Source organism: Thermodesulfovibrio sp. TK500a, assembly GCF_055381765.1.
The window spans coordinates 1944562-1969468 of sequence record NZ_AP041606.1 but is presented as its reverse complement, the minus strand read 5'-3'; the positions used below and the strand labels follow the sequence as shown (position 1 = coordinate 1969468).

The following is a 24907-nucleotide window of genomic DNA, read 5'->3' as shown; positions in this document are numbered from 1 at the left end:
ATCATTTTTTGGGTCATTCTCGTATTGATAAGAAAATGAGTATTTTAGGATTGAGCATTTACATGTTAGTCTTTGGCAAAAAATTTTAACTTAATAACTTTTGAAAATATTCATTCATACAATCCAGGCTAATCTGCTACCACTGCCAAGATACTCTTCTGAATACTCTAAGATGAATCCGAAGCTACCACTCTTAAGTGTATCCCTTAACCAGCTCAATCTAAAAGTATAGTTTTCAATTTCCTCTGCAAAGTAAACCGTGTTTTTTAATTCTCTGTTTTTATCAAGAATCAGTATGCCGTAATTTATCTGAGAGCCTGAAGGAGAGGAATCTTTTAACTTTATGAAAGAATTAAGTCCAGACATATCTAATCCATTTAATTGATTTTTCTCAAGAATTTCTTCTATTTTACCAATGAATCTGTCATAAGTTATGTATCTTTCCCTGTAAAGGCTGATTAATTCATTTTCCCTTAATCTCGGAAAAGTCATTAATGCAATAGAAGTCTCGCTTTTGAGTTCATTCATACTATCTATGACAATCTTAGCTTCTTCTTTACCTATTTGTTCATGGGGGATGTTTATGAGAAAAACATTTCTTTTATTAGAAAGATATTTAAGGTCTTGGACATGAGTAAAATTAGCAACTTGAACATTAACCCTATCAAAAAGTTTTCTTAGTAACAGAGAGAGAGTAGAATTTTCCAAATTTATATACAAATTAACTTCAACTCCAATTTTCTTCAAGTAGGCCAAAACAGAGAGAAAAGTCATATCAGAATCAACAAAAGGAACAATGAGATTCAAACTCTTATTTTTAGATGGTGCAGAAGCCTCCTCTGACAAATTAAATAATCTGTCAGAAATAAATCTGGCAAGCAATCCTTTTAACTCATAACTCATTGCAGTTCCGAGAATTCTTGACCTTTCCTGAAAGAGCTCCACGATTAATGATAAAATCTGTTCGTCCGTTATGTATATCTTCCTTTCAATGAGTTTTCTGAAAACAGTTTGAGAAAAATTGCTTACACTTTTAATCCATAAATGAATCTCGGCGTATTCTTTTTTTCTTCCTCTTTTTTTGTGTCTTTTAGGATAATCATAAATGGCAAGAGCATGGATAAATTCAACATTACCGAAGCTTTTCAAATATCCCTCAAGAATGGAAGATATCACAAGGTAGTATTCGTTCTCTGTAACTTCATTAATAATCCATCTGGCTAATGCTTTGATAGGTGTAAAGTAATGATTTATGGAGGAGGGATTTTCCTTAAGCCTATCCTCTACTGTCTTTGGACATTCCTCGTCTGTTGAAAAAAAATTGGCAAGTCTGTATAAGGATTTTGGTCTACCCATTGTGTTTTTTTCATTTTTTCTTTCAGTTTCTTTTTCCCTTGAAATCTTCAAAATCAAATTAGCATCCGATAGTCTTTTGATGATTACGTTTACATTTGACACATCCTCTCCCATTTCAGCAAGCTTATCCTTTGCTTCATCAACAGTAAATAAGCCTTCTGAGAAAAAGTGATATAGATGGAGATATGCTCTCTTAAAGCGTGGCTCGATAATCTCTCCTCTTAGTAAAACATTGCCGAGATGTTCAGAGAAGGAATAGAGAATCTCGCAAGGCGAGAGAATCCTTTTAAGACTACTTTTAAGCAAGTTTTTTCCGTATATTGAGCCGATATATCCTCCTTTATGCTTTTCGGAAATACTGTATTCAGGTAAATCAAGGTTATTTTTAGTATTAATCATAAAATTTATAGGATTCATGAAGCTAAAACCAGATGTAGGCACACTTTGATAGAATCTGTCCCAATAGGCACGAGGCGGCTCTTTATCCTTATTCTCTAACAGTGATGAAATGCTCTCTCTAAGTTTGTAATTCTTGATAGACAATGCCCAGTCTCTGGGTGTCTCTGTAAATCTGTTTTTTTCTGTGATTAATTTTTTAAAAGACTGTAAATCGTTTTCTTTCAAAAATTCTACAACTTTTCTTATAAGTTGTAAATTTTCAGAGAAGACAAGATAATGAAAAATGTTATTACCGTCTGAGTCTAAAACTTGTTTTTGAAGTTCACTGAAAACTTTTAATGCACTTGGATTGGTGATCAATTCATTAAAAATCTCTAAAAATTCATCAAAAATCTTCATACTATATTTTATAGTTTTTTAAAATTATTTTCAATAATTTAACTTTAAATAAAACCCTCACTGCATCAAAACAAGTCTAATACATTTTTTTCAAATTAAATAATTTTTAAAAAATATTTTACTTGACAAAAAATAGTTTTTATAATTATAATTAGTTATAAAAACTATTAAGGAGGTAAAGCATGAGTGATAATGTTGTAAAGAGAGATAAGAACTTTAACCAAAGGTTTGCCTCAAAACTGAATAATCAAGAATCCTCAATTTTTGAATTGCAGAGATTGCTTGGAAAGGTAACAACGGACTTATCGCCTGAGCATCTGGAAAAAATCTTTTATGACAATCAGGAAAGAACTGATTTTTTCAAAAATCTACAAAATTTTGAAAAATTTAATGGAGTGTTGAATACTATCTATCCCAAAAGATATGCTCTTAGTCTTGAAAGTTGGCTAAAAAAATTCAATGAAAAAGGAGGTTCAGACAGCGAGGCAGATATATTCTACAAAATACTTCAACTTCCTACAAACTCCAGATTATTTTTCTCTCCAGAAAAAATAAAGAGAAAGCTTGACAGTCTGGTTATAAGTAACGATTCTCTACGTAAGGTTTGTGAAACTATAGTCGGATATTACATCGAACTCATGAGGTTTGCGCGAAAAAGAGATTATCATATCACATTAAAAGATTTATCATGGAGCAGATATCTGAGTTGTCAGTCTCTTCTCCTTATAGGTGAGCCTGGGTGCGGAAAAAGCTGGATTGGTCAGATAGTTGCTGATGTATTAAGAATACCATGCATTACAATTGACTGTGCATCAAATGACTACTTAGGGGTTGCCGGTTCAGCATCAAACTGGTCTAACAGTAAAGAGAGCATACTTGCGAGGAAAATGATAGAAGTGAAAAAGTTTCCTTTTATTGTGATATTTGATGAAGTCGATAAAACAGGACATTCCAACGAACACCGTCTAATAGATACTATAAACCACATCATAGACCCTGTAAAAACATTTGAAGACCCCTATCTCAATCTGCCTCTTTATCACTTAAAAAGCTTTGTTTTTATTCTAACCGCTAATGACGAAAATCAGATTCCAGACTATATCAAGTCAAGAGCTTATACTGTTTTTGTAAAGCCTATGTCAGAAGATTTTCTTGCCGAATATGTACTTAAGAGTTTTAATGAAGAAGTCGGAAGAATTGACAAGCGGTTAGAAGAAGCATTTAAAAACTCTGATACAATCAGAGACCTTCTCGGTGAAATTGTAAAAATAAAAAAGCATGATTTCAGATCACTAAAAGGTAAGCTAAAGACAATTTATCGCAGATACCTGTCACCTTGGCACTATGGAAAAGATATTAAGGACTTCTTCAAGGAAGAACTATCAAAAGAAATAAAGGGATGCTTCAGAACGGAGAAAAAAAGAATTGGGTTTAATGTGTACTAAAAGGAGAGGAAAAAAATGGAAAAACTTTTTGTATACGGAACATTAAGAAAGGGGCAAAAAAGACATAAACTCATTGAAAGCTGCAGATTTTTAGGTTTTGGTAGAGTATGTGGGTTTGACATGTATGATTTTGGTGCCTATCCGGGAGTCGTTGCCGGCAAAGGTATTATATACGGTGAGGTCTATGAGGTAAGTAATGCATTTATTGATTGGCTTGACTATATAGAGGGGTTGAGACTTGGGCTTTTTAGAAAAACATTCTGCGAGGTGGAATTAGAGCAAGGAGATAGGATTAATGCTCATGTCTATGTTTATAGTTTCCCGATAAATAATGCTAAATTAATAAAAGATGGTGACTGGATAAAATATTTAAATCAGAAGGAGGTATTATGAAAACAATAGTCTTTGACATTGAAACCTTTTTAAATGCACCTATATAAAAACTATAAAAAGCTTTCTGGGGAAATCCATTTTTGGGATTTTCCCAGAAAGGGCTCAATCTTTATTTAGCAGGAAATTCTAGATAGTCCTGATAACCAAGACGAAAATTAAAAAATACTCCTTAGTATTATAATTTTAAAGTGACTATTCTCAGACTTTTCATCCACAACCCACTCCTGATATTTCTACGGCTACACCATACACTGCGAACTTGCATATGTGTATAATAAGTTGTTTAAGGGAGCGGGTAAGAATTTTAAGATATGAGATGATTTATAAGCTTAAAGGATTTCTTGCCAGAGTTATTTCAGATAGGACGCGAAAGAGAGGAAAGTTGCAATCCTTGCAAATAAAAGAGAGGAGGTAAATCTAATCGTTCCTTTATTGATTCAGATATGACTTTCCTTGCTGTTTTAGCATTTTTAAATACGAGGATTGATATTAATTTATACTTAGGATGGAAAATCTCTACACTCGGATTTTCCTCCGGAAACTTTTTGATAAAGTACAAGAGGTTTCCAATGTCTATTATAAACCTAAAAAGAATGTCTTTCTCATCAACATCATGCAAGAACAAATCAGCAAAGAAGTAGCAGATTTGGCGACTGATATTTTAAACAATCTTAATAAAGATAGATTTCTTGCAGTTATAACAATTCTTAAGATAATGGAGAATTAAATGATAAATCTGTATGGCGAAAAACGTGTAAGGTTTGAAAGCCTGATAGATGCAATTATGCAACTTCTTCAAAAAATCAACTAAAAGGATAAGAAATGAATAAAGTTAACTCATTCATAAAACTAAGAGACTCTTAAGCTTCAGGCTTCCAGATAAATTATGGAATTCTAATTTTTGATAATATTGGAAATTTTGAAACCCCGTTTACTTCACTGAAAAGATAGGAAACTACATATTCAGATTGAGCTAGCTTAGAGAAACATTGAAGAATGGTAGATTTGGCTTTTTCCTTGAGTATCCAAGAGAATATCTTGACAGAGCAAATAGATTGCATGGATTATACAAAATTAAATCTCTAGCGAGTCCATAAAGATGGACGAATGCTTCTTGCACCTCTACCATGAAAGAAGTTGATAAAAGCATGTAGGCAAGTCTCATAGCAATAGGTTTGATCCACACTAATTAAACAAAGCTTTATTAGAAATGCTTCCTATTCAGAAATCCCTACGCCGAGAAAAAGATCAACCACTACCCCATTTATGGCAAAACTTATAAAGCAGAATAATATGCATGATTATCAGGGGATAAAGACCCATTATGTATAATTGCAGGGTAGAAAAAATCATTACGTATATCTAACACGCATTGTTGTAAGTTTGACCCTAATGCTGAAAATGGGGAGTCTAAAAAATAATTATTATATATTTTATTATATATTTTTTTGCATTAACAATTGCGTTTCTCCCCCATCCACTATTAGGATCAAATCCATGCATTGGCATTTTTTGAAAATTTATATTTCGGTTTTTACAATCTTGAAGAAAGTCATTATAAAGATTCTTGAAATCGGGTGACCATCCTGAGTTGTGAAAAATAGGTGTCCTATTAGAATTTAGAATTGTCAATATTCTTGTATTTTTACTCACTCTTGATCCAGGTAACAATAGAGATTCGTTAATACCGAACCCTGCAACTACTGTAGGTCTCAGATTTGAAATATTCAAATTTTTAAGCGCATTATATACACCAATGTTATATTGGAATAAATTGGGATTTGATTGTGATATTAGTTGAAATTCGTTTGCGTTTGAGCCTTTTATAGATATTTCAATTACGATTTGTAGTTGGGGGTGTATTTTTTTTAAATCATTTAAATGTTGTTTAAGAATGTTGCTAAAATTTGTATTTTGGTTTCCAAGTAACTCTTGTCCTAAATAAATTCCATTAGTTTGTATTATTACTTTATTATTAAATATGTGAGTATTTTGGATTGATTTTAGGAAATTAAACAAAAAGTCAACATAATTTTGATTTTTTAAGGGCTCACCGCCTACAATCCTCATCCAATTGTAAGGTGGTTGCCCTGTTGGTAAGGCATTGTAGTCATTAACTAGATCATTTATTGTTTTGTTATTGACAACACGATTACTATTTATAAAACAAGGGTGCCATGAATAGCTTGCAGAATAGCAAGCTCCGCACTTTAACTGACATCCTGCAAAGCGCAAAGAGATTTCATAAGGGTAATTACCACACTTCTGAATTGCGATAGTTTTGTTATGTGGTTGATTCTTTGGTGCATTATAATGTCTCTGTAAAGCTAGATATACCATGTTTTCTCCTCCTAGGTTCAAATCTTTTCTTTCAATTGTTAAAAAAGTAAAAAAAAAATGTAACATAAAATTTATCACAAGTGCAACTGCATATCATCTTTATTATCTCGGCATTTTACTTTTTTGAATACCATTTGAATATCGATGAAATTTTAAGGTTCAAAGCATTTTCCGGTAGCATATAAAAGTCTGACATAATGGCTTCTTTTCAATATTACAACTTATTGCAAATTTGAATCGTAAACTATTTACTTGTAGTTGCTATTATTTCAATCTCGTTAAATTTGTTGATCAACAATAGTTTTATTTCGTTTAAGCTCTCCTTTTTTAAAGGAATACCTAAGATAAATATGATATTTTTTACATCATTTATGGTGTTTCTATACTGAATGCTCTTTAATTCGATTTGGTTCGATGGATAACAAAGAAAACCAAATTTAAAATATGTGCTACTAAAAGATGAGTAAGCCATTATTTGGTGTAGATCGTGTCTGTGATCTTCTTTTAAAAATTCACTCTGATCATACTTATTATAAAGATTTGATTTATATTTGGCGTCAATGAAAACTAGAATATTTTCTTTTTGGTAAATTGCGTCAGGCTCTATATGATTGAGTTCCCAAGAGTAATGCTTTGAATTCATCGAGTGAAACTTGAAGTTTGAATATAATCGACCTCCAGTTTCTTTTGCTACTTCTTTAAAAATATATTGTATAAATTTTTCGAAAACCTCTGCAAAATCAACACGCCAAGCAGTGCTGTCTACAAGATTGAAATTCAAAATTCTATTTGCTTGTTCCTTGCAGGCTTTAACTGTTGGACTATCAGAAAACCTTATTTTAATTTTTTTAGTAACTTTTGGTTTGTGGTAATACAAACGTTCTTCAAGAAAAATCAACTTCGATCTTAAATTGTTCTTAATTCTCTGTGGTGTATTATGTGAAAGAAGTTCACACTTACAAATGTCAAATACATATCTGATTTCTGCATATTCACTATGAAATTCGCTTAATACATTTGATCTTACAGGAAATTTCAAACGGTTTTCAATCTTATATTCATTGTTTATATACTTTTTCCAATTTATTTGTCCGCACGGCTGATTTGATATTTTTTCAACATTATCAAATTTTTTCCATGGATTCATTGTAAGTTTCTCAAGTAAATCAATGAATTTTACCGCCTCCAGATATAATGGAGGTCTGAAGTTTTTACCTGAAGCTAAAGGTAAGCTATCAATAATCTCTGGGCTGATGTCGGTTCCTATTAAATTCAAAATTTCAATGTAATCCTCAAATCTGTCCCGACCACCATACCTTGGCATAACTACAAAATCACCAATTTGTTTTCCTGTATCAGGGGCCCTAAGAGGAATGGCACCAATATACTCAGAAGAACGGAATGCTAGTTCAGTATTTCGGTCCGTTCCCAAAATATATGGCTGTATACCAAGAAATTGAAATGCTTTTGAATTGTAATTGATGAATTTTTGAAGATATTGTCCAATATATCTTTTATCGGCTGATTTAAACCACTTTTTTTGCAAGTCAACTCCACGTAACTTTTTTGACTGTTCAGTCAGGCAGGGAATTTCGCAAAAAACATCTAATTTTTTTGACTTTGTCATTCGAACAATGAGAGTTCTATTCTATCGAAGAAATAGTTGTTAAATTCTTCTTTTGCATTTAGCAAAAAACCTTCTTGCAGATACTCTTTAATCAAAGGTAATAATTCATATCTAATACGATTTTCCATTTCTTCATCGGTGCTTGCAATAAAATATCCTTGTCCTGGTTGTAAGTTTAACTCTTCGCTTGTTGCATACCACTCAAAAATTTCTTGAAATCTTTGAAAGTCTTCAACATAAAATTTATAAGGCTCTTCTACTTCAATTTTTTTTGGTTTTAGAGTATACCAAGCAAAACGTCTTCTTAATGCAAAGTCAACAACAGCTAAACTTCTATCGGCGGTATTCATTGTGGCAATTACAAAGAAGTTCTCAGGTAGTTTCTTTATTTTAAAATTAGGAGCAATTTCAATTTCAACATTAGAAATATCCATCTTGTGTTCAAATAAATAAAAAATAGGCCCTAATACATTTGATAGATTAGCCCTATTTATTTCGTCAATGATTAAAATAACCTTTTCATTGTTATGTTCAACAGCATATTTTAAGGCCTCTGAAAAAATACCTAGATTTTCTTTGTATCTCAGCTCTTCTTTTGCTGTGTCAGGTCGAATTCCAAAAATAAAATCAGAAAAACTTGTTTCTGCGTGAAATTGTGTGAAAAATGTTTTGGCTCCTATTTGGTCTGTAACAATTTTTGCAGTCCTGGTTTTTCCTGTTCCAGGAGGACCTTGAAGAATTATGTATTTTCTTTCTAATAAGAGCTTTTTTACTTCTTCTATTTCATTGATTGTATTTTCCCCTAAAAATGGCTCTAAAGCTTTTGAAATTGCTTTTCTATGGTTTTGGTTAGAGGGCCAGTCTCTAATCTTTGCATAGCCAGCAAGAAAAGCTGCGATAATTTTTTTTCCTTCCTCGCTTTGTGGATCGTGAACGATTTGACAAGCTGGTAAAACTTTTGTGTATGTCTTAATTGTGTTTTTTAGGTGCTGTAAGTCTGTCCTATTAGTGATTAATTTTGGTAAACTCGCTTCTATGTCTGAAAAGTCAGATTTGCAAAAACCATCTTGATTTATTAGTCTCGAAAATAATCTCCTTAAGCCTGGATAAGTTGCAAGTTCATAGTCATTTTTGAAACCAAGTAAACCTACTCCAAGGCAAACTAACCATGGTTTAGTTTTTGGGCTCTTCGGGGTTTGCTGAGGATAAAACGTCTCTAATAGAGTTCTATTAAGCTTCTTTAAAACATCTTTATTCTTACTATTATTATAATCTTCCCTAAGAGAAGTAAGTCTATCAGTTGTTTGCTGTTGTTCCTTAGATTGAAGTATTTTCTCATATAACTCGGTATTTTCTAATATTTTATTGAGCTTTTCTATATTGTCAATTACCATTTTCTCATCGATAACTTTATCTTTCTTTAGTGCATCAACTAAACCTTGTATGGTGTATTTGTCCTTGAATTCTTCCTCATAAAAGTCGAAAGAATCATTTTGTTTGTCAGATGGAAAAATAACAAAAGAAAAGTCGTGATAAGGGCCGGAAGGTTCCTCTTCGGGATGTATAAATCCAAAAAATGCCCCATTGTCATTAAGAGCTTGATCTTCAATATTTTTCCGTTCAACATAGGGTTTGTTAAATTCGTTATCTGGATTAGCACCGAACTCTTTAGCTTTTTCTCTTATGAAATTTTGAATTTCTTTTATGAGTTTTTTCCCGTTGTTATTACTCATACCATTTCCTCTTTTCTTTAATAATTTTTCAATTTTGTTTTCCAGTTAGTGAATAAGTTTAAAAGTCATATAATAAATTCCCAGTTTCCCAAATGTTTTTCCCATTTGTTGTGCTTTTTTATAAATTTGTAGTTTCTTGATTATAAAGGGATCTTTCTATTTTTAAAAACCTCCGATAATCTTTTAAAATACTTCTAAATAAATTATTTTAATAAACCTTTCCCTTTAAAATTTCCAAAATAAATACAATTTATAATCATATAATTTCTAACATAAATTGGTTCCCATATATTTTAATTAGCATATATTAAATGTATTTTACATCCTTAATGAAATCTCTTAAGTACTAATCCATATTTAAACATTATTTAAACATTTCCTTCATCTATTCTTTCTTTTTCTGAGCATGATTTTGGTTCTGTTTATCATTTCCAATAGCGCAGCAAATATTCTATTGTCGATATTGTTTTTATTAATTTTTATTATCTTCATAATGTTTTTTCTTATGTTAAGATTCTTTATTATAAATCAATTTTTGGCGATTTTCTATCAGTTATTACATTAAATATAGAAAGAACAATATATTGTAAATATTTTCCACTCAAGACAATGTTAGTTAATTCATCTGCATAGTTGGTGGGATTAGTATGTGAGATTCTTCAGAGTTTGATATAATAGTTCCTATCATGAGCGATTTATTTCTCTATTTTGTAAATATGGATATAAATGTAGGTATATATAAGGAGGTATATATAAATTTATCTAATTGCTCTTGCTCAAGGCATTGGAAGTGAAAATTAATCGCATAAGTGGCATAATTTTGTTGGAAATGAGTAAAGCTATCCGAATATGACAGAGTTTAAAAAAACGCATCCACTATTTCTTTTTAGTGAAATTGATAAATATTTAAACTCTAAAGCCATTCTTTGTGTTTTTGGAGGGTATGTTTTAATTTCAATGGGGATGTATCAAAGAACAACAGACAACATTAATATCTGGTCTCCCCTGACAGAAATAGAAGACATAGAAGATTTCATCAACGCCTGTTTAAAAGTAGGACTTTCAGTAGGGGACGAATTTCCAGTCTCTGAAAAGTCAGTAAATCTTGCATTAAGATTTTCTAATGAGTCTCAGGAATCTATTGATTTAGGTGATATTGATGACAAAGAAAAAGTAACTTTATACAGTGGGAAAAGGCTATCGGCAGTATCTATTCCCGTTGAAAATCTTATTGTCTCAAAACTCTGCAGGGCTAATAAACAAGACCTTTCGGATTGTGTTTTTATGATAAAGCTACATAGAAGGGATTTTTTAAGTTTAAAAAAGAAAGCAGAGACCCTCAAAAATGAAATAGACAAGGAGAAAGTTGAAAATTATCTCTCTATGATTGATCTTGTAGGACTATTTGAAAGAACAGCCAATTTCGATGATTCCCTCTTTCTTGAGGAAATAGGCAAGAGTAAAGATAAGGATAAAAGAGAAGCAAGGCGAATGACATTTATTGAAAAAATAAAAAAAGCTAATTTTAAAGCAATAATGCAAGCAAGAGAACGGTATGTGGAGGTTATAGACTTTATAGTTTCAAGGAAAGACCCTGCAGAACTTTTAATTGAGAAAAACCTTCAACTGTTGAGTGATTTAATTAATTACATAAGAAGTGGATTACCAAGTCATGAAACTGCATTAAGTGATTCCCTTCAGTATAGAAAGATCAGAGAAAGGATAACAGAACTCGTATTATTAGGATGGTTTTAGTGATTTCCGCACATTTTTCAAAAATTGATTTGTTTGATTATATCATCAGTTGTTATTCGATTTTCAGTCAATCCAATCGCCCATTGATAAAGCTTTTCATTGGAAATCTCTATATTTACGTTGTTATTTTCTAAAGTCATGTCAAAGACAATCACAGCTGTTCTTTTATTGCCTTCTTTGAATGGCCTGTTTTTTATAATTTTTTCAAATAATATCAGTGCTGCTTTTAAAACTTCCTTTTCATTCTTGACTGAATCTACAATGTGATGCAAAATTCTTAAATCTTTTATTTCATAAGTCTCCCTGTGGATTTGGGTGATTCTTTTATTAATTTCAATAATTTCATCAACTGTTGGGAGAATAATACTTTTCCCCGATAGCTTTAGTAGAATTTCTTTTCTTCGCTTGTAAATTTTCTCAAATATTCTATAAAAATTTTCGTTCATTTTATAATTCTTTAGGATTTTAGAATATTATTAATAATGTTTGAACGGGATTTATATTTATCGAGAGCCATTTAAGAGTGAATAATAGATAGACGCCTCAAAGAAATTTATTGTCAAAGTATTTTATTATTCACTATCCTCTGGCTTTTTATCTGAAATTATATTGTTATCTTTTTCCTTGCTTTTGCGTTTCTTATAATCCTCATCCCACATTTTTTCAAGAATTTCTAAGTCAGAGAATAAATTCCTTAATTTTTCTTTCTGAGAAATATACTCTTTTATTACATTCACATCAATATCCATATTTATATTATACCATGCTAATAAATAAAAAAAATCAAGTTTTTGTTATAATAAGGTGAAGAAATTTGAAGCAGCTAATGTAAGTAAAGTTCTAGATTTATAGAGTGTTGTAGGGGAAGAGAATGCTAAAAAAAATTTACAGAGTTTTTAGTAGAAATTTCAAATTTTATGGATAGGGGTAAATTTTAGAGGGTATTCTCTCTTTAACGTCAAGATTTACATTTTTGCTACCAATTCTTTACTTAATTGAAAGTCCTGTATCTTTAACATAATTCTGCCTTTTTTCAGGAGCATCAATACCATCCATGCTAACTGAGATGTTGCCATATTTGTGAACTTTAGCACCAAATGGTGGCTTTTTAGGTAGACAATGAAAAATATCACCTTTAAGGATACGGATTACTTGACAGGTAATAGCATAGGAATCAAGAGAAGTTAAAAAAATAAACTAATTAAGCGAATAAATACAAATAAATTTCTAATAATTTTCACTTTCTATTACTTATAATTTTAGTCATCATCGTCCAATGACAGGTTATAGTATTCCATTATTTGCCATAGTTTATCTCTACCTTTTTCTGCTATCTCTCTAATCGTGAAAAAACATGTTCTTGAACTGGGAACTTATCCAGCAAATATTTGTCCAACTCATATACAACCTCTATCAATTTTTCCCGTTTAGATAGGTTTTAAGGGTATACTCTTCTTCAAACAGTTAGAATTTTAAAGTACATTTAGGCATTTTATCCATTTATATTAATCTTTATTTTTCATTAAAAAGTTTTCCAGAGCCTCCAGAAACAAAAAACTTTTGAACTTGTCTTAATAATCTATTGGTTCTCAAAAATTCTTCAGGATTATTAAATGAAGTAAAGAAAAGAGGTGTACCAGCAAATGAAAGAGGAGAGACTGGACCCACAGTCATGAAAGAATATTGTCTGGATGTAATATCAAAAGCACTGTGAGGGTCACGAAATGATTGATAAAGTTTTAAAGCATTAGGTTCTCCGCCAACAATCTCTTTTAAAGACATAAACTCTGTACCCATAGATAAACCAAATCCAAAGAAAAAAATTCTCAATTGATTGATAATTTCTTTATGTAAACTTGACAATGTCTGACTGATAAACATCCAGCCAAGTCCATATTTTCTTGTAGTTCTCACTGCATCCAGCAAGGACATTCTAACACTTTCCTGTTTTTCATTTTCAATTTTATCTCTCGGGGCTAATCTGTGGGCTTCGTCCAGTATCACAAGAGTATTTAAAAATCTGTTTTCACGATAAGCATTTTCAGCCAGATAAGTTAGTCCGTCTAATAACCTTTTTATAACCAGTGCCTGTATTGTCTCATTCCAGAAAAGTCCCGATGCCATCTCCTTTGACAGGTCTATAACCACAACTGGGCGACGATTTCTATTCACATCAAAAGTTTGTTGTATAAGATTATCAACACTTATAGCTCCTTCACGATCTTTTCTGAATAACCTGGTTACCGGAATCCAATAATTATTAAAAAACTCATTTTGATCTGATTCTTGATAAACTGCATTAAACCTGTCACGAGATTGCGAAGTTCTATAGAATTGCATCTGAACATTTGAATCGCCAATAATTTGCCATGTACGATTAAATGATTCACGTTGATATAAATTTTGTAAAGTAATACCTGCTCTCTGCAATCTTTCTGCTAAGACTTCAGAAGCTATTCTTCTATTTTCACCTTTTGGAATGCTTAGGCGTTCAAAAAACGGAGATTCATAAAGAATTTCACTGAAAAGATCCCATCTATCCAGAATCAAATTTCTAACATTTGTAATGACGACTTCTTTGTTTAAATATGAAAAGATATCGGATAAATTTAAAGGAAATCCTTCTGTCCTTATTTCTCCTCGGACATCTTTTGAAAATTCTCCCTGGGGATCAATCACAAATATAGCCATCTCAGGATATCTTGCATAGGCCAAGAGAATCATCTTTGCCAGAACTGACTTTCCAGAACCGGTTTTACCGAAAATTCCGATATGGTATGCCTCACCAGCTCCATGTAGTCCTGTTCCAAAATGTTTAAACCAGAAAGGTAGTTTTGGTGTTGAACCATAAACATGACCAAGATAAAATATTTCTTCTTTGTAATTTTCTAATAATTTATTTAATATTGGATCACTTACCAGATGTATAAAAGTTCCTGTTGCTGGAACAGTTCCCAGAATACTTGGTTCAAATCTATAACCATCATCTCTGAACACTGCACTTACTGTCATCTCACCAAGATGAGTATCCTGTTGTCCGCTTACAGGATTTACCTGTCCCCTCTGTCTTGCAAGAGATCTCATTGTTGGATCTTCGAGCCATATATTTTTTAATTGAACCTCTGTTATCTGCCCTAAGGCATAATGGGGCTTGCCATCTTGGTAAAAGCTAAAAAGAGCAAGCTCACCCACCAGTTTCCTCCCAACTGCAGTGCCAAGAATATCTATGGAAAGCTCACTTGTGGAAGAAGGGGAACCTATTGTACCAATTCGTTCAGAGGAATTAATTAGTTGGTCAACATTTATATCCGACATTTTTTAATCACCCCCTATTCGCTTTACTTTTTACCTCCAACTTTCTGTTCTATAACCATGCATACTAAAAAATATTTCTCCAACATCGCCCTGATGCAGTTCTGTCATTCTCCTGGTAGCTGTTTGTCTGAAGGCAGGAATAGCACTGCCAAGGTGTTTTACCATTCGGTCTGCTATGTAAAGAGGATAAAGTTCCATAATTCCGGGTGTTCCAGACTGATATCTGACACCTTGAAGCAATATTGCTATCCGAAAATTATTAAAAGCAATAGAAGAGGCGATTTCAATTCTAAAAACAGGTGTCCAGCTATAGGGTCTGTAATATATAACATAAATTTTATTTATTGCTGAAATAACATCATCCTTTAATCTCTCAAGTTCTGGATCATCAGAAGGCATTTTCAAATGCCATGGTTGATGAGGCTTTTCTAAAGGAACCGGTAAGGTAAATTCACCTGGTAATAAAATGGCAGTTAAAATTGCACGGTCATCATAATTGGATGACCAATTTAATATTTTGCCCAATTCTCTTCTTGTAGTATATTTAGGTAAACTTACCCATAATTTATCAGTTCTTTCAGACTTTAGAATGGTTTTATAATCCTCAAGGAATTTCCTGAATCTTTCTCTTAGTGCTTTCCCAATTTGTGTGCTATTGTTTTCATTTTCCCATTCTAAAACTTTATTTATGGCCTGATTCATATAAATTAAAGGCGTTGTAAAAGAACCATCTAAAAAAACTATATCATGAGGAGCATTTGCTGCAAGCTCAAATTCCATTTCTATCATTACTCCCCTGGCAACCGTGCCTGTATCTGGATCGTGCTTCTCTGGATGAATAAATACTCTATGATGAGGCTTTACCCAGTATCTTCTTTCAGAGGGAGGAGTTAATCCTTCACAGGCAACTGCTGCACAGGCAACTAAATCAGTCGTTAAAAGCCTCTCAACAGCATATGAACCATCTACACCACAAGTTGTTGGGATTCCCGGATAGCCAACTTCTGTATCTTGTTTTAGAATATTTTGTTCTTGTAATTGTTTTCGTAAATTATCTTTATTATTTTGAATTTCTTTAAAAGAATCATAAAGCTTATCCCCGACTTGCTCACTTTTAGAAAGCATCTCTTCCACCAAAGCTTCTGGAAGTTCAGCAAAAGGTGTTTGATTAAACTTTTCCATCTATATCTCTTTTAGCATTTTTTCGGTTTCTTCAAAAAACTTATGACTATTAAAGTATTTCCAGTTAGATATTCTTTCTGCTCGTGGCAGTGCCCATCTTTTCTTCCAGTAATCAACCAGCTCGCCAAAAGGACGGTCAATCCATATAGGTTCTTGCCCTTTTTGAATAACTTCTTTTAGATTTTTAACAAGCGGAAAGAGATAGAATTCTCGTTTAATTCCGTGATACTCATACTGAAACAACCCAAGCAATCTTAAACCAAGAGTTATCAGTTTAATTTTTCTTGACGGACCATATCCATAGCCTCTGGCAATATTAACTCCTTTAAGGGATAAAAATTTTAAAATTTGTTCATATAAACTCTCAGGAATATGGAAGGTGCCAGCACCTCTTGTATAACCAAGATTAATAGCAATAGTCTCTCCATTATATTTCAAGCGATTATATATGCTACTTTTGCCAAAGGCACTTGTTGTAGTTATAAACAAAAGTTCTGGTTTTAATTTTCTTTTTTGTAAGATTGTTATAGTATTTCCATATTTTTTTCTGTAAAAATCTCTTATTTCATTACAGGTTAATGCTAGAGCAACCATTTTCCCACCAATTAATTGATTGTATGGAGGCAGTGCACCAACTCTTTGAGCGTTCATTGACATATTTACCCAGATATCCATTGTCTCTTTAGGTAACTCAAGATATTTATCACGAACAGACAATTTTAATACAGGACTTTGTAAACCAATTAAGCCAAAAGGAGCATCATGACTGATATCCCAAAGCAAAAATCTCAACTGGCGTCCATAAGGACGCTGATAAGGGATGCTCCACCAAACTAAATTCCACCATTTAAATAAAACTTCCTCCATTGACCTACATTTAACTTCTCTTACCTGTAAAGTAATCTTTTCGGGGCTAATTTCATAACCATTTCTACAGTAATTTTTTACTTGTTTTATGGAATTCAATAAAAATTTTTTATGCAAAGACATTTGTTCAAACTTTGATTTCAGTTGAATACTGCGATATACTTCCTTGTTACATTCTACTGGTCTTAAATGAGGATTTATTTTAAATCCTTGTTCTTTTAATGCCTTAATGATTTGCTCTCTCAGTTCATTTTCAAACTGATTTAATTCCATTTCTTTCTATCTGAACTTATATTAATCTCTTACTTTTCATCAATCCCTACATCTCAATATTACTGAATCTCAAATACATAGCTGTTGTATTTAAACTTGCATGTTCCATTAACTGCTGAACTACAGTAGTCGGAATACCTGCCCTCAGTAGCTCTATCGCTCTTTTATGCCTTAAAACATGGGGGTGTGAAATTTCAGACGGAATCCCTGCTTTTTTGCAAATTTCTCTAAAAACAGTGAAAAAATTATTTCTCTCTATTTTGAAAACCTTACCTTCTAAAGAAGGATATATTTTTACAGTTCTTATATACGCGGAGATAAGCCTGTCAGGAATAGGGATAATTCTATACTGTCCTTTTTTTCTGCCAGTTCTTTTAAGGGTTATAAGCCTTACCGTTGAGTTTCTGAAATCTATATCACGGATTTCATTAATTTCTGAGATTCTTGCCCCTGTGTATCTCAGGAATAAAAATACAAGCCAGTATCTTACCCTTACAATGCCTTTCTTTTCCTCAAACCATTTCTGAAATTCTGTGGTAAGCCTGTTAAGTTCATCTTCGGTAAGATTATATATTTCTCCTTCCTGCGAAGATGTTATAATAAAGGAATTCTTTTTTAGAGTAAGCATTTCTTTTTATCTTAGTAGAAATGTTATAAATAGTCAAGATATTATGACATGATTATATTACTAGATAATAGGAAAAGATAATAGGAAAATCAACTATTCATAACAAAATTTTGTTATAAATAATGAAATTATTTCAAAAACCTTATGGAAAATTGAAACAGGGTTATTTTGAGCTTATTAGTTTTTAGATAAAAAATAAGTTGTCGTATACAAATTTTAGATTAATTAATAAAAGGTCTTTACATCTGTCCAAAATAATCTGAATTCATAGAATCATCCTTTATAAAACAAGGATTTTAGACAGGTTAATCCGTGTTTTCAAAATCAGGTTCCCCTCTTTTTTCTCTCTCTTTCATTATGCTGTCCAATTAAATCCCCTCTAAAGAAAGCTGTTCTGCATCTGGCATAATCTGCAGCATTTCATAAGGATTATTTATCCACTCCCATAAGTCCCTATATGTAAATAGATTATACCTAAGCATCACCACAAGGTTGCTCAGTGACCACCCAAGAGAGGAGCGAAACTTCAAATACCTAAGAATAAGTATTGCTATCAATGCTGTCCAAATCTGTATCATTACTGCATTCGGCGATGTCCCTACAAAGGTCTTTATCTGATGAAGCTACCATGGTCTGTGTTCATTAGCATAAGAGAGAGTTGAGTGTTTGGGTGCACCTTTAATGCCAAGATGCTTTACCTTCCCAAGACAGCTTGCAAGTCCGCCACCTATCTCTCTTAAAGAATGTGCCTTAGCTAACTGGCAAAAAAGCATCGCAACAAACTGCTCCCAACAGGTGAACCCCTTAGCTCCTTTTTCTGTTCCTGTCTCCATTACTGCCTTGCAAAACTCGCTCCTTGAAACTATCTGTAGAATTTGTCCAAAAATACTGTTAAACTTATTCATGGGAAGCCTCCTTATAGGGTTTGTTTTTTGGGCAAGACAATTTTACCCTATCGAGGCTTCCTTCTAAAAATTATTTTGGACAGATGTGGACATCAAGTAAAAACAAGTGTTTAAGAGCTGATTTTGCTATTTTTTGACGCTAAATTGATAAACTCGGGACTAACTGGAATAAATATTCAGTGCCAATATCTTTCAGATTTAACGATGCCATAAAGGTTAACAATACTATTTTGTTAGACACGATAATAGTTTTATTTATGAACTTAAAATATAATTAACAGATGTGTTGCCACGTGGCAACATCTAAATTTAATAATAATCTCATAAACAATATTGAAATCGCAGATAAAAATTGAAAACATATTGCAATAATAAGCTATAGGAATTTTTCTATCACTTCTCATTCAGAAGTTTTGAATTCAGAAACGATGTCGGGACGTCCCGACATCGTTGTTATACATCGATAAAAATCTTTAACAGATAAAAAGAACCCTTCTGCCTTTTTCATATAAATTTTATCTGTAGCCATTAATGACCGTTCGTGCCTTTACTCAAAAATTTATTTACACTTTAGAAAATATTAATACTGTCTAGAGAAATTCAAATTCTTTGATGGTAAATTTTAGCTTCAAGGCTTTGACACTATTCGTTACCGTAATTTCCTTAATTAAATAGTTTTAGATAAAAGAAAAGTCTGTGATAAAATATATCAATGAGCGTAAACAAAAAATTTCTTGATAAATTGTTGTCTGGATTATCAGATAAAAATTTAAGGTTTGAAGATCTAAGAAAACTGTTAATAGATTTTGGCTTTAAGGAGAGAATAAAGGGAAGTCATCATATATTTTTAGGGAAGAAATTGAGGAAATAATAAATTTGCAACCGTTGATTGATGGAAAAGCAAAACCCTATCAAGTAAAACAAGTGAGAAGTTTGATATTAAAATATAAGCTTCACAAGGGGGTAAAAGATGTATAGGTATGAAATAATAATCTATTGGTCTGAGGAAGATGAGGCTTTCATAGCTGAAGTGCCAGAACTTCCAGGATGCATGGCTGATGGCAAAACCTATGAAGAAGCAGTTAATAATGTTAAGGTAGTAATTGAGGAATGGATAGAAACTGCAAAATCTTTAGGCAGAGAAATCCCTCAACCAAAGGGTAAATTAGCATTTGCTTAATATACTAAAGATTCGATAAGACGTATTAGTTGTGAAAATTTTCAATAAAACTGACCTCCCTTAATATTAAATAATTTCTAAAAAAGAGAAAAGGTGATCAGAATAAAGGATTGAGTGATAAATTTCAAATTAAGCTATTTATTTTCAGATTTTTTTACTAATAAAAATAAATAACAATTTTAAGTCCTTTATGATTCCAATACAATTCTATGGAACCGCATCATTTAAACCTTGAAATTTTTAAAAATTTATAATTAAATCAGTTTTGGTAATTTTTGGCTGAATAGGAAATTAATAAACATTAGTAATTTAAAAGATCTTTCTAAATTCTTCTAATTTTTATTAAAATTTTGAGACCCTATAATTTTACTGTTTTAAATAATAATTTTTATTAATATTTTAAATTTTGAAATTTCTAAAGCTATTCAAAAAATTTCTCTGGAAATTTTTTGAACTTAGCAATGTTATTTTATTTTTAATTTAAATAAATATAATCTAATTAATTAAAATATTGTTTAAATATATATATTCCTTTTTTCTTTTTTTCTTAAATTTTTTGTGTTTTTAATTTTAGCAATGTTATTTTTTTTCTGGTTATATCATGAAAAAATCCATAAATATCAATGACTTTACAATAAAAATCAATCAAAAACAGGACAACTTATAAAAAATAGGACAAATCTTTATAAAAGTCAGGACACTTTTAATAAAAATCAGGACATTTCATTCAAAAATCAGGAAAAATCCAAAAGCTCTTTACTTTGGAGTTATGTAATCTGAAATTAAAAGTTCTACTTTCTTACTTTTTAATTCAATAAATCATCTGACACTTTAATTTTCTAAGTTTAAAAAAACAATTTCAATCTCTCTATCCCCATCTACTTAAATAATTTTCAATTTCATGAGGATTTTTATTTTTTAATAAAAACAACAGGGAGGTTTAAAATGAAAGAAACAAAAAGTATTGAATCTGGAGAGAGAATTCTGAATGAAAGAAATGAGGAACAAGAAAAAATCACCGAGAAGGATTCTTATGAAGATTATGTAGATTTGGACGATCTCTTTTCGGATGTCTCTATTCATGATAATGTTAAAAATAGTGAGCAATTAAGTGAACCTGAAAACACAAAACAAAAACACGACAAAGTTTATAAAAGAGAGAATTTGGAACAACCTGAAACAAAAGAGAGGGAAAAGGCATCAGCTGATTCTATAGAGGAAATCTGTATAGAGAGTAACATTAATAAATATCTCGTCTACAATAAAGTAGACTGGAAACACATACAATTTTGGTTTGGCTTAATGAAATTGTTTAGCACTCAAAGACAACAGACAATAACTTTCAGCTGTAGAAAAATTATCTCGCTACTAAGATGGGGGAAAGATAAAAGCTCATACAAGAAAATTGAAGACTCAATAAATTTTTTTGCAAAAGAGATAGAGTTCAAAAATTATTGCTTCTGGTCTGAAAAGGATAAAAAGAAAAAGAAAATAAAAAGTATCAAGTTCAGGCCAATTGATATAGTTAGAGAAAAAAATTACTTCCACTTAAAACTACATCCTTACCTATACAAAAACCTCAAGTCGGGAATTGTGGTTTGGAAAAAAATCAATTGGAATCAGCCAAAAATAATATGGAAATTCCTATTTGTTCTTGACACGATAATGATACCCTATCATAAAAGGGTTAAAAATCAGATTCTTTCAATCAAGAACATTGATTTAAACAAATACTTCACAAAAAGTGAAATAATGGGAATAAAGAGATACTATAAATATTTTAAAGAAAATCTATCTGGAACATATTACGAAATTTTAGATTTAAAAATAAACAGAGAAAAGCTCTCTTTGGAAGTTTACACTAACTTTTATACTCAAAAGACAGACTATTATGTTGAAAAATATGGGGACTTAATTGATACAACAGAGAAGCTTATTGCATGTTTTTTCACGAACAAGAAAAAAAATCCCTCCCTTGAGAGAAAATTAAGCCAAAAGGATGTTAAATATCTTATGTCATTCCTTAATAAAAATGGTTTAGCAAGAACCACGTTTCTAATATACTACATTTCTCAGGAGATAGAAACAGCAGTCTTAAAAGATTTTGGGAAATTTAGTCTGATAAAACTATTCAAGAGGTTTAAGTCATCAGCTATGAGAATGTTTTTGCAATATGATGGTAAGAAAATAGAGAAAAAAGGGTTCAATGTAAATGAATACGGTATGATTTTTGCAGAATTTTTTGTAAAAAAGAGGAAATTCCCAGAGATTGTTGAGAAAATTTTCAAGAAATGATCAATCTAATTCGGATGAATCTGATTTGCTCAAAATACGAACATAATAAATCACCTAAGGAAAGAAATGCTAAAGGTGCAGGCAATAAATCTCGCCATCAAAATACCTTGAAATGGATATGAGGGGAGTTTGAAGTTGGAAAAATAATAATTTTATGAATGATAGCATATGCTATGGAATCAATTTTTTAATGCTACCTAATCCTACAAAATTGACAGATCTGAACTTTCCATACTTTTTTGGGGCTTCATGAAAGTAAATCAATTTTCATGAAAAGGTAGTGGCAATTATTGTGAGATTTTTTAAATGAGTTTATTTGCAGGAAGAAATAATTGATAAAACTGATAAGGTTTTGTCTTTCATTATTTAAAAAAGAAAATTCAAAATTTTCAACTTTTTATTAAAAATTTTCTATGTTTTTTATTTTTTTATTGTAAGGAGAAAATTTAGTGAAAAATTTATTTGGGTATAATTTAATCGAAAATAAAAATAGAAGGAGGTTTAGAATGGATTTAAAAATTCCAGTTTTTAGACAGTTTACTGATTTAGAAGAACTCAAAAGATACATACCACCGGGATTTAATCGTTCAACAGTGGTAGTTAAAGAGATTCTCGATAATGCCTGCGATGAGGCTGAAAAAAAAGATTACACAGTTGAAATTAGTTTAAAATATAACATTTTCATCGTTAAAAACAAGGGCATCTTTACAAAAGAACAAATCAAAGTTGTTTCCGATTTCTCAGAGAGAATTACAAGCAAGTATCTAAAGAAATCTTATCAAAGAGGGGCAATTGGACAGGGGCTTATGATTGCTATAATGCTCTCTGATATAGATAACCATCCAGTGGTAATTAACTCTAATCAAAAACAGTTCAAGATTGAGTTAATAAGTAGAGAAGCCTCATCATCAAATGGGGTACTTAAAATCTATTGTTCCGAACTTCCAAACCAATATCTTGAAGAGGTAGAATTTGTTATCCCCCTATTTTTTGAAAATGATATAGAATTAGAAAAAACCCATGAATATATTAGGAATTATATCAGAACAAACCCACATATTAAGTTCACTTTTAACGGTAATGTTTATGAGAGAGCCGAACTTAAAAAGCCATTAAAGTACGATATTGCCTCTTATACAGATAAAGAGCTTGAGAAGTTAATAAGACTTTATCTTGAGCAGGGATATAAACACAGAGAAATATCAGAACTGTTTGACATAAAAAACTCAAAAATTCAGAAAATCAATCAAGACAGATTTTCCGAATTTTATGAATTTTTGAAAAAAGTTGCAAAACCGATTAAAGCATTCTTTTACGGTAAAAATGCGATTGCTCAAAGAATTGAGGTTCTTAGTTACAAAAAATTTTCACTTTCAAATAACGAAACCATTGAAATAATTGCAAGTAGAGAGCTTAAAGACAATATTTTATGTGTTAATGGAAGCACAGTTGATTCAATATCTTTTTCCTCAGACAAGGATGGTTATGTTGTCAATCTAACATCCTTGCTTAATGAGCTTCAGAAAAAGAAGTCAATTAAATGCCTTTTTATATATCACTCTCCGAACATTCGTTATGCTGATAAAAATAAAGAAAGAGTAAAAATACCATACAAAATTTCAAGACACATTAAAAACTTTTACAAAAATATCTCCATAAAATCAGCTGCCGGTGAAAAGGACTGGATTCTAATTAAAGAAGACTGTCAAAAAATAGCTGAAAAAAAGAATATCACAAAAGAAAACATTTTAAAAAAATATGGAAAATCAATGAAACCCTGGAGATATGTTTTTCTTCTGCTTTGCAAAAAGATAATTGATGAATTGAATTCAAAATATGGTGCTGTTACTATAAGACAGGTTTACTACCAGCTTGTAAGTAAAGGATTAATAAGCAATGCAGAGAACAGTTATTCAAATTTAGTGGCTCAGCTTACCGATGCAAGAGAGATGGGGATAATTGATTATTTCGCATTTGAAGATCGTTCAAGATATCTTTTAAAGCCAAAAACTATCTCAATAAAAACAAATCCAAAAGATATAGTTAAAGATGCCGTAATATCTTCACTTAAGCCACCAGAGATTGATATATGGGAAAATCAAGACTACCACTTAGAGCTTTGGATTGAAAAAGATGCTTTACTTAAGCTTTTCAAAAAAATTGCAGATAAGCATCAACTTAATCTCTATCCAAGCAGGGGATACTCTTCCCTTACCAAGATTCATGAAGCAAAAGAGAGATTTAAAGAACAGATAAGAAAAGGCAAAGAATGCATTATTCTCTACTTTGGGGACCTTGACCCTTCAGGATGGAATATTTACGAAGTTATACAGAAAAAGTTTTCAGATTTACCCGTAACAATTGAAAGAATAGCAGTAAATCCAGACCAGACAGAAGGGCTTATACCCATGCCTTTAAAAGAAAAAGACACGAGAATAAAGGGATTTCTGGAAGAACTTAAACTTACAGAATGCTACGAACTTGATGCCCTTGAACCAGAGCTAATTTTATCTTTAGCTGAAAAAGCAATAGATAAATATTTTGATAAAAACTTAATTCCTGATGCTTCCGAGTGGTTCAAAAAGTATCAAGAAATAAATGAAAAAATAATAAAACTTGTAAATGAGATTGAAGCATGACATTTTTATCTTTTGAAATTTTATAAAGTTAGTTTAAAAAGTATGTCAAGCCATTTTCAGAATATAAAAATGCAGCGGCGCCGCTGCATTTTTATATTAATAAATATGACCTAAACACTTACAAATCTCTTTTTTATGAAATTTTTATTTTTTTACTAAATTGAAATATTAAAATT

19 protein-coding genes and 1 pseudogene are annotated in these 24907 nt (G+C 31.3%); 7 read left to right on the top strand and 13 right to left on the bottom strand.

All coding sequences use genetic code 11. The features are described from left to right. Positions 1-114: 114 nt before the first annotated feature. The gene (locus ACZ430_RS10350) at positions 115-2154 is read right to left on the bottom strand and encodes a hypothetical protein (protein ID WP_297212075.1); all 2040 of its coding nucleotides are present in this window, start codon (positions 2152-2154) and stop codon (positions 115-117) included. A 182-nt stretch (positions 2155-2336) separates the two neighbouring features. Here ACZ430_RS10350 and ACZ430_RS10345 point away from each other — a divergent pair, with 182 nt between their 5' ends. Beyond that, a complete protein-coding gene (locus ACZ430_RS10345; RefSeq protein ID WP_297212072.1) occupies positions 2337-3599 on the top strand; it encodes an AAA family ATPase in 1263 nt (420 codons plus the stop codon). Positions 3600-3614: 15 nt separating this feature from the next. Further along, positions 3615-3992 carry a gamma-glutamylcyclotransferase family protein gene (locus ACZ430_RS10340; protein WP_297212069.1) on the top strand — a complete coding sequence of 126 codons (378 nt, stop codon included), beginning with the start codon at positions 3615-3617 and terminating at the stop codon, positions 3990-3992. Between the two features lie 973 nt (positions 3993-4965). On the opposite strand, the gene ACZ430_RS10335 is transcribed toward ACZ430_RS10340, so the two are convergent. From ACZ430_RS10335 to ACZ430_RS10320, 4 genes are all read right to left on the bottom strand, one after another. Further along, positions 4966-5157: a hypothetical protein gene (locus ACZ430_RS10335; protein WP_464910590.1), complete on the bottom strand. Its 192-nt coding sequence runs from the start codon at positions 5155-5157 to the stop codon at positions 4966-4968. Between the two features lie 245 nt (positions 5158-5402). Continuing rightward, positions 5403-6332: a 4Fe-4S cluster-binding domain-containing protein gene (locus ACZ430_RS10330; protein WP_297212064.1), complete on the bottom strand. Its 930-nt coding sequence runs from the start codon at positions 6330-6332 to the stop codon at positions 5403-5405. A gap of 244 nt (positions 6333-6576) precedes the next feature. Beyond that, positions 6577-7959 carry an McrC family protein gene (locus tag ACZ430_RS10325; RefSeq protein ID WP_297212061.1) on the bottom strand — a complete coding sequence of 461 codons (1383 nt, stop codon included), beginning with the start codon at positions 7957-7959 and terminating at the stop codon, positions 6577-6579. After that, positions 7956-9692: an McrB family protein gene (locus ACZ430_RS10320; RefSeq protein WP_297212058.1), complete on the bottom strand. Its 1737-nt coding sequence runs from the start codon at positions 9690-9692 to the stop codon at positions 7956-7958. The genes ACZ430_RS10325 and ACZ430_RS10320 overlap by 4 nt, the downstream gene beginning before the upstream one ends. Positions 9693-10541: 849 nt before the next feature. Between ACZ430_RS10320 and ACZ430_RS10315 the strand changes: the two genes are divergently transcribed. Beyond that, positions 10542-11447: a hypothetical protein gene (locus ACZ430_RS10315; RefSeq protein WP_297212056.1), complete on the top strand. Its 906-nt coding sequence runs from the start codon at positions 10542-10544 to the stop codon at positions 11445-11447. Positions 11448-11464: 17 nt separating this feature from the next. On the opposite strand, the gene ACZ430_RS10310 is transcribed toward ACZ430_RS10315, so the two are convergent. From ACZ430_RS10310 to ACZ430_RS10275, 8 genes are all read right to left on the bottom strand, one after another. Then, complete coding sequence (locus ACZ430_RS10310; RefSeq protein ID WP_297212053.1) at positions 11465-11893, bottom strand: Fic family protein; 429 nt, start codon at positions 11891-11893, stop codon at positions 11465-11467. A gap of 126 nt (positions 11894-12019) precedes the next feature. Beyond that, entirely contained in the window at positions 12020-12184 is a 165-nt protein-coding gene (locus tag ACZ430_RS10305; protein ID WP_464910589.1) for a hypothetical protein, read from the bottom strand. A gap of 775 nt (positions 12185-12959) precedes the next feature. Further along, positions 12960-14762: an ATP-binding protein gene (locus ACZ430_RS10300; protein WP_297212047.1), complete on the bottom strand. Its 1803-nt coding sequence runs from the start codon at positions 14760-14762 to the stop codon at positions 12960-12962. A 30-nt stretch (positions 14763-14792) separates the two neighbouring features. Continuing rightward, complete coding sequence (locus ACZ430_RS10295; protein ID WP_297212044.1) at positions 14793-15944, bottom strand: DNA double-strand break repair nuclease NurA; 1152 nt, start codon at positions 15942-15944, stop codon at positions 14793-14795. Next, positions 15945-17084 (bottom strand): Druantia anti-phage system protein DruA, encoded by a 1140-nt coding sequence (locus ACZ430_RS10290; RefSeq protein WP_297212041.1) that lies wholly within the window; start codon positions 17082-17084, stop codon positions 15945-15947. A gap of 46 nt (positions 17085-17130) precedes the next feature. Further along, positions 17131-17712: a tyrosine-type recombinase/integrase gene (locus ACZ430_RS10285; RefSeq protein WP_440871063.1), complete on the bottom strand. Its 582-nt coding sequence runs from the start codon at positions 17710-17712 to the stop codon at positions 17131-17133. A 368-nt stretch (positions 17713-18080) separates the two neighbouring features. Continuing rightward, a complete protein-coding gene (locus ACZ430_RS10280; protein WP_297213073.1) occupies positions 18081-18290 on the bottom strand; it encodes a hypothetical protein in 210 nt (69 codons plus the stop codon). 45 nt (positions 18291-18335) lie between these two features. Further along, positions 18336-18617 carry a DUF4372 domain-containing protein gene (locus tag ACZ430_RS10275; RefSeq protein WP_297213075.1) on the bottom strand — a complete coding sequence of 94 codons (282 nt, stop codon included), beginning with the start codon at positions 18615-18617 and terminating at the stop codon, positions 18336-18338. A gap of 712 nt (positions 18618-19329) precedes the next feature. Here ACZ430_RS10275 and ACZ430_RS10270 point away from each other — a divergent pair. The 4 genes and pseudogenes from ACZ430_RS10270 (at position 19330) to ACZ430_RS10255 (ending at position 24731) form a co-directional block, all read left to right on the top strand. Then, positions 19330-19595: pseudogene (locus ACZ430_RS10270) on the top strand (type II toxin-antitoxin system HicA family toxin). Then, entirely contained in the window at positions 19588-19797 is a 210-nt protein-coding gene (locus tag ACZ430_RS10265) for a type II toxin-antitoxin system HicB family antitoxin (protein WP_297213076.1), read from the top strand. Before ACZ430_RS10270 ends, ACZ430_RS10265 begins: the two are co-directional and overlap by 8 nt. 945 nt (positions 19798-20742) lie before the next feature. Further along, positions 20743-22092, top strand: a complete 1350-nt coding sequence (locus tag ACZ430_RS10260; RefSeq protein WP_297213078.1) for a hypothetical protein — start codon at positions 20743-20745, stop codon at positions 22090-22092. A gap of 506 nt (positions 22093-22598) precedes the next feature. After that, positions 22599-24731, top strand: coding sequence for a hypothetical protein (locus ACZ430_RS10255; RefSeq protein WP_297213080.1), 2133 nt, complete (start codon positions 22599-22601; stop codon positions 24729-24731). The last annotated feature ends 176 nt before the right edge of the window (positions 24732-24907 follow it).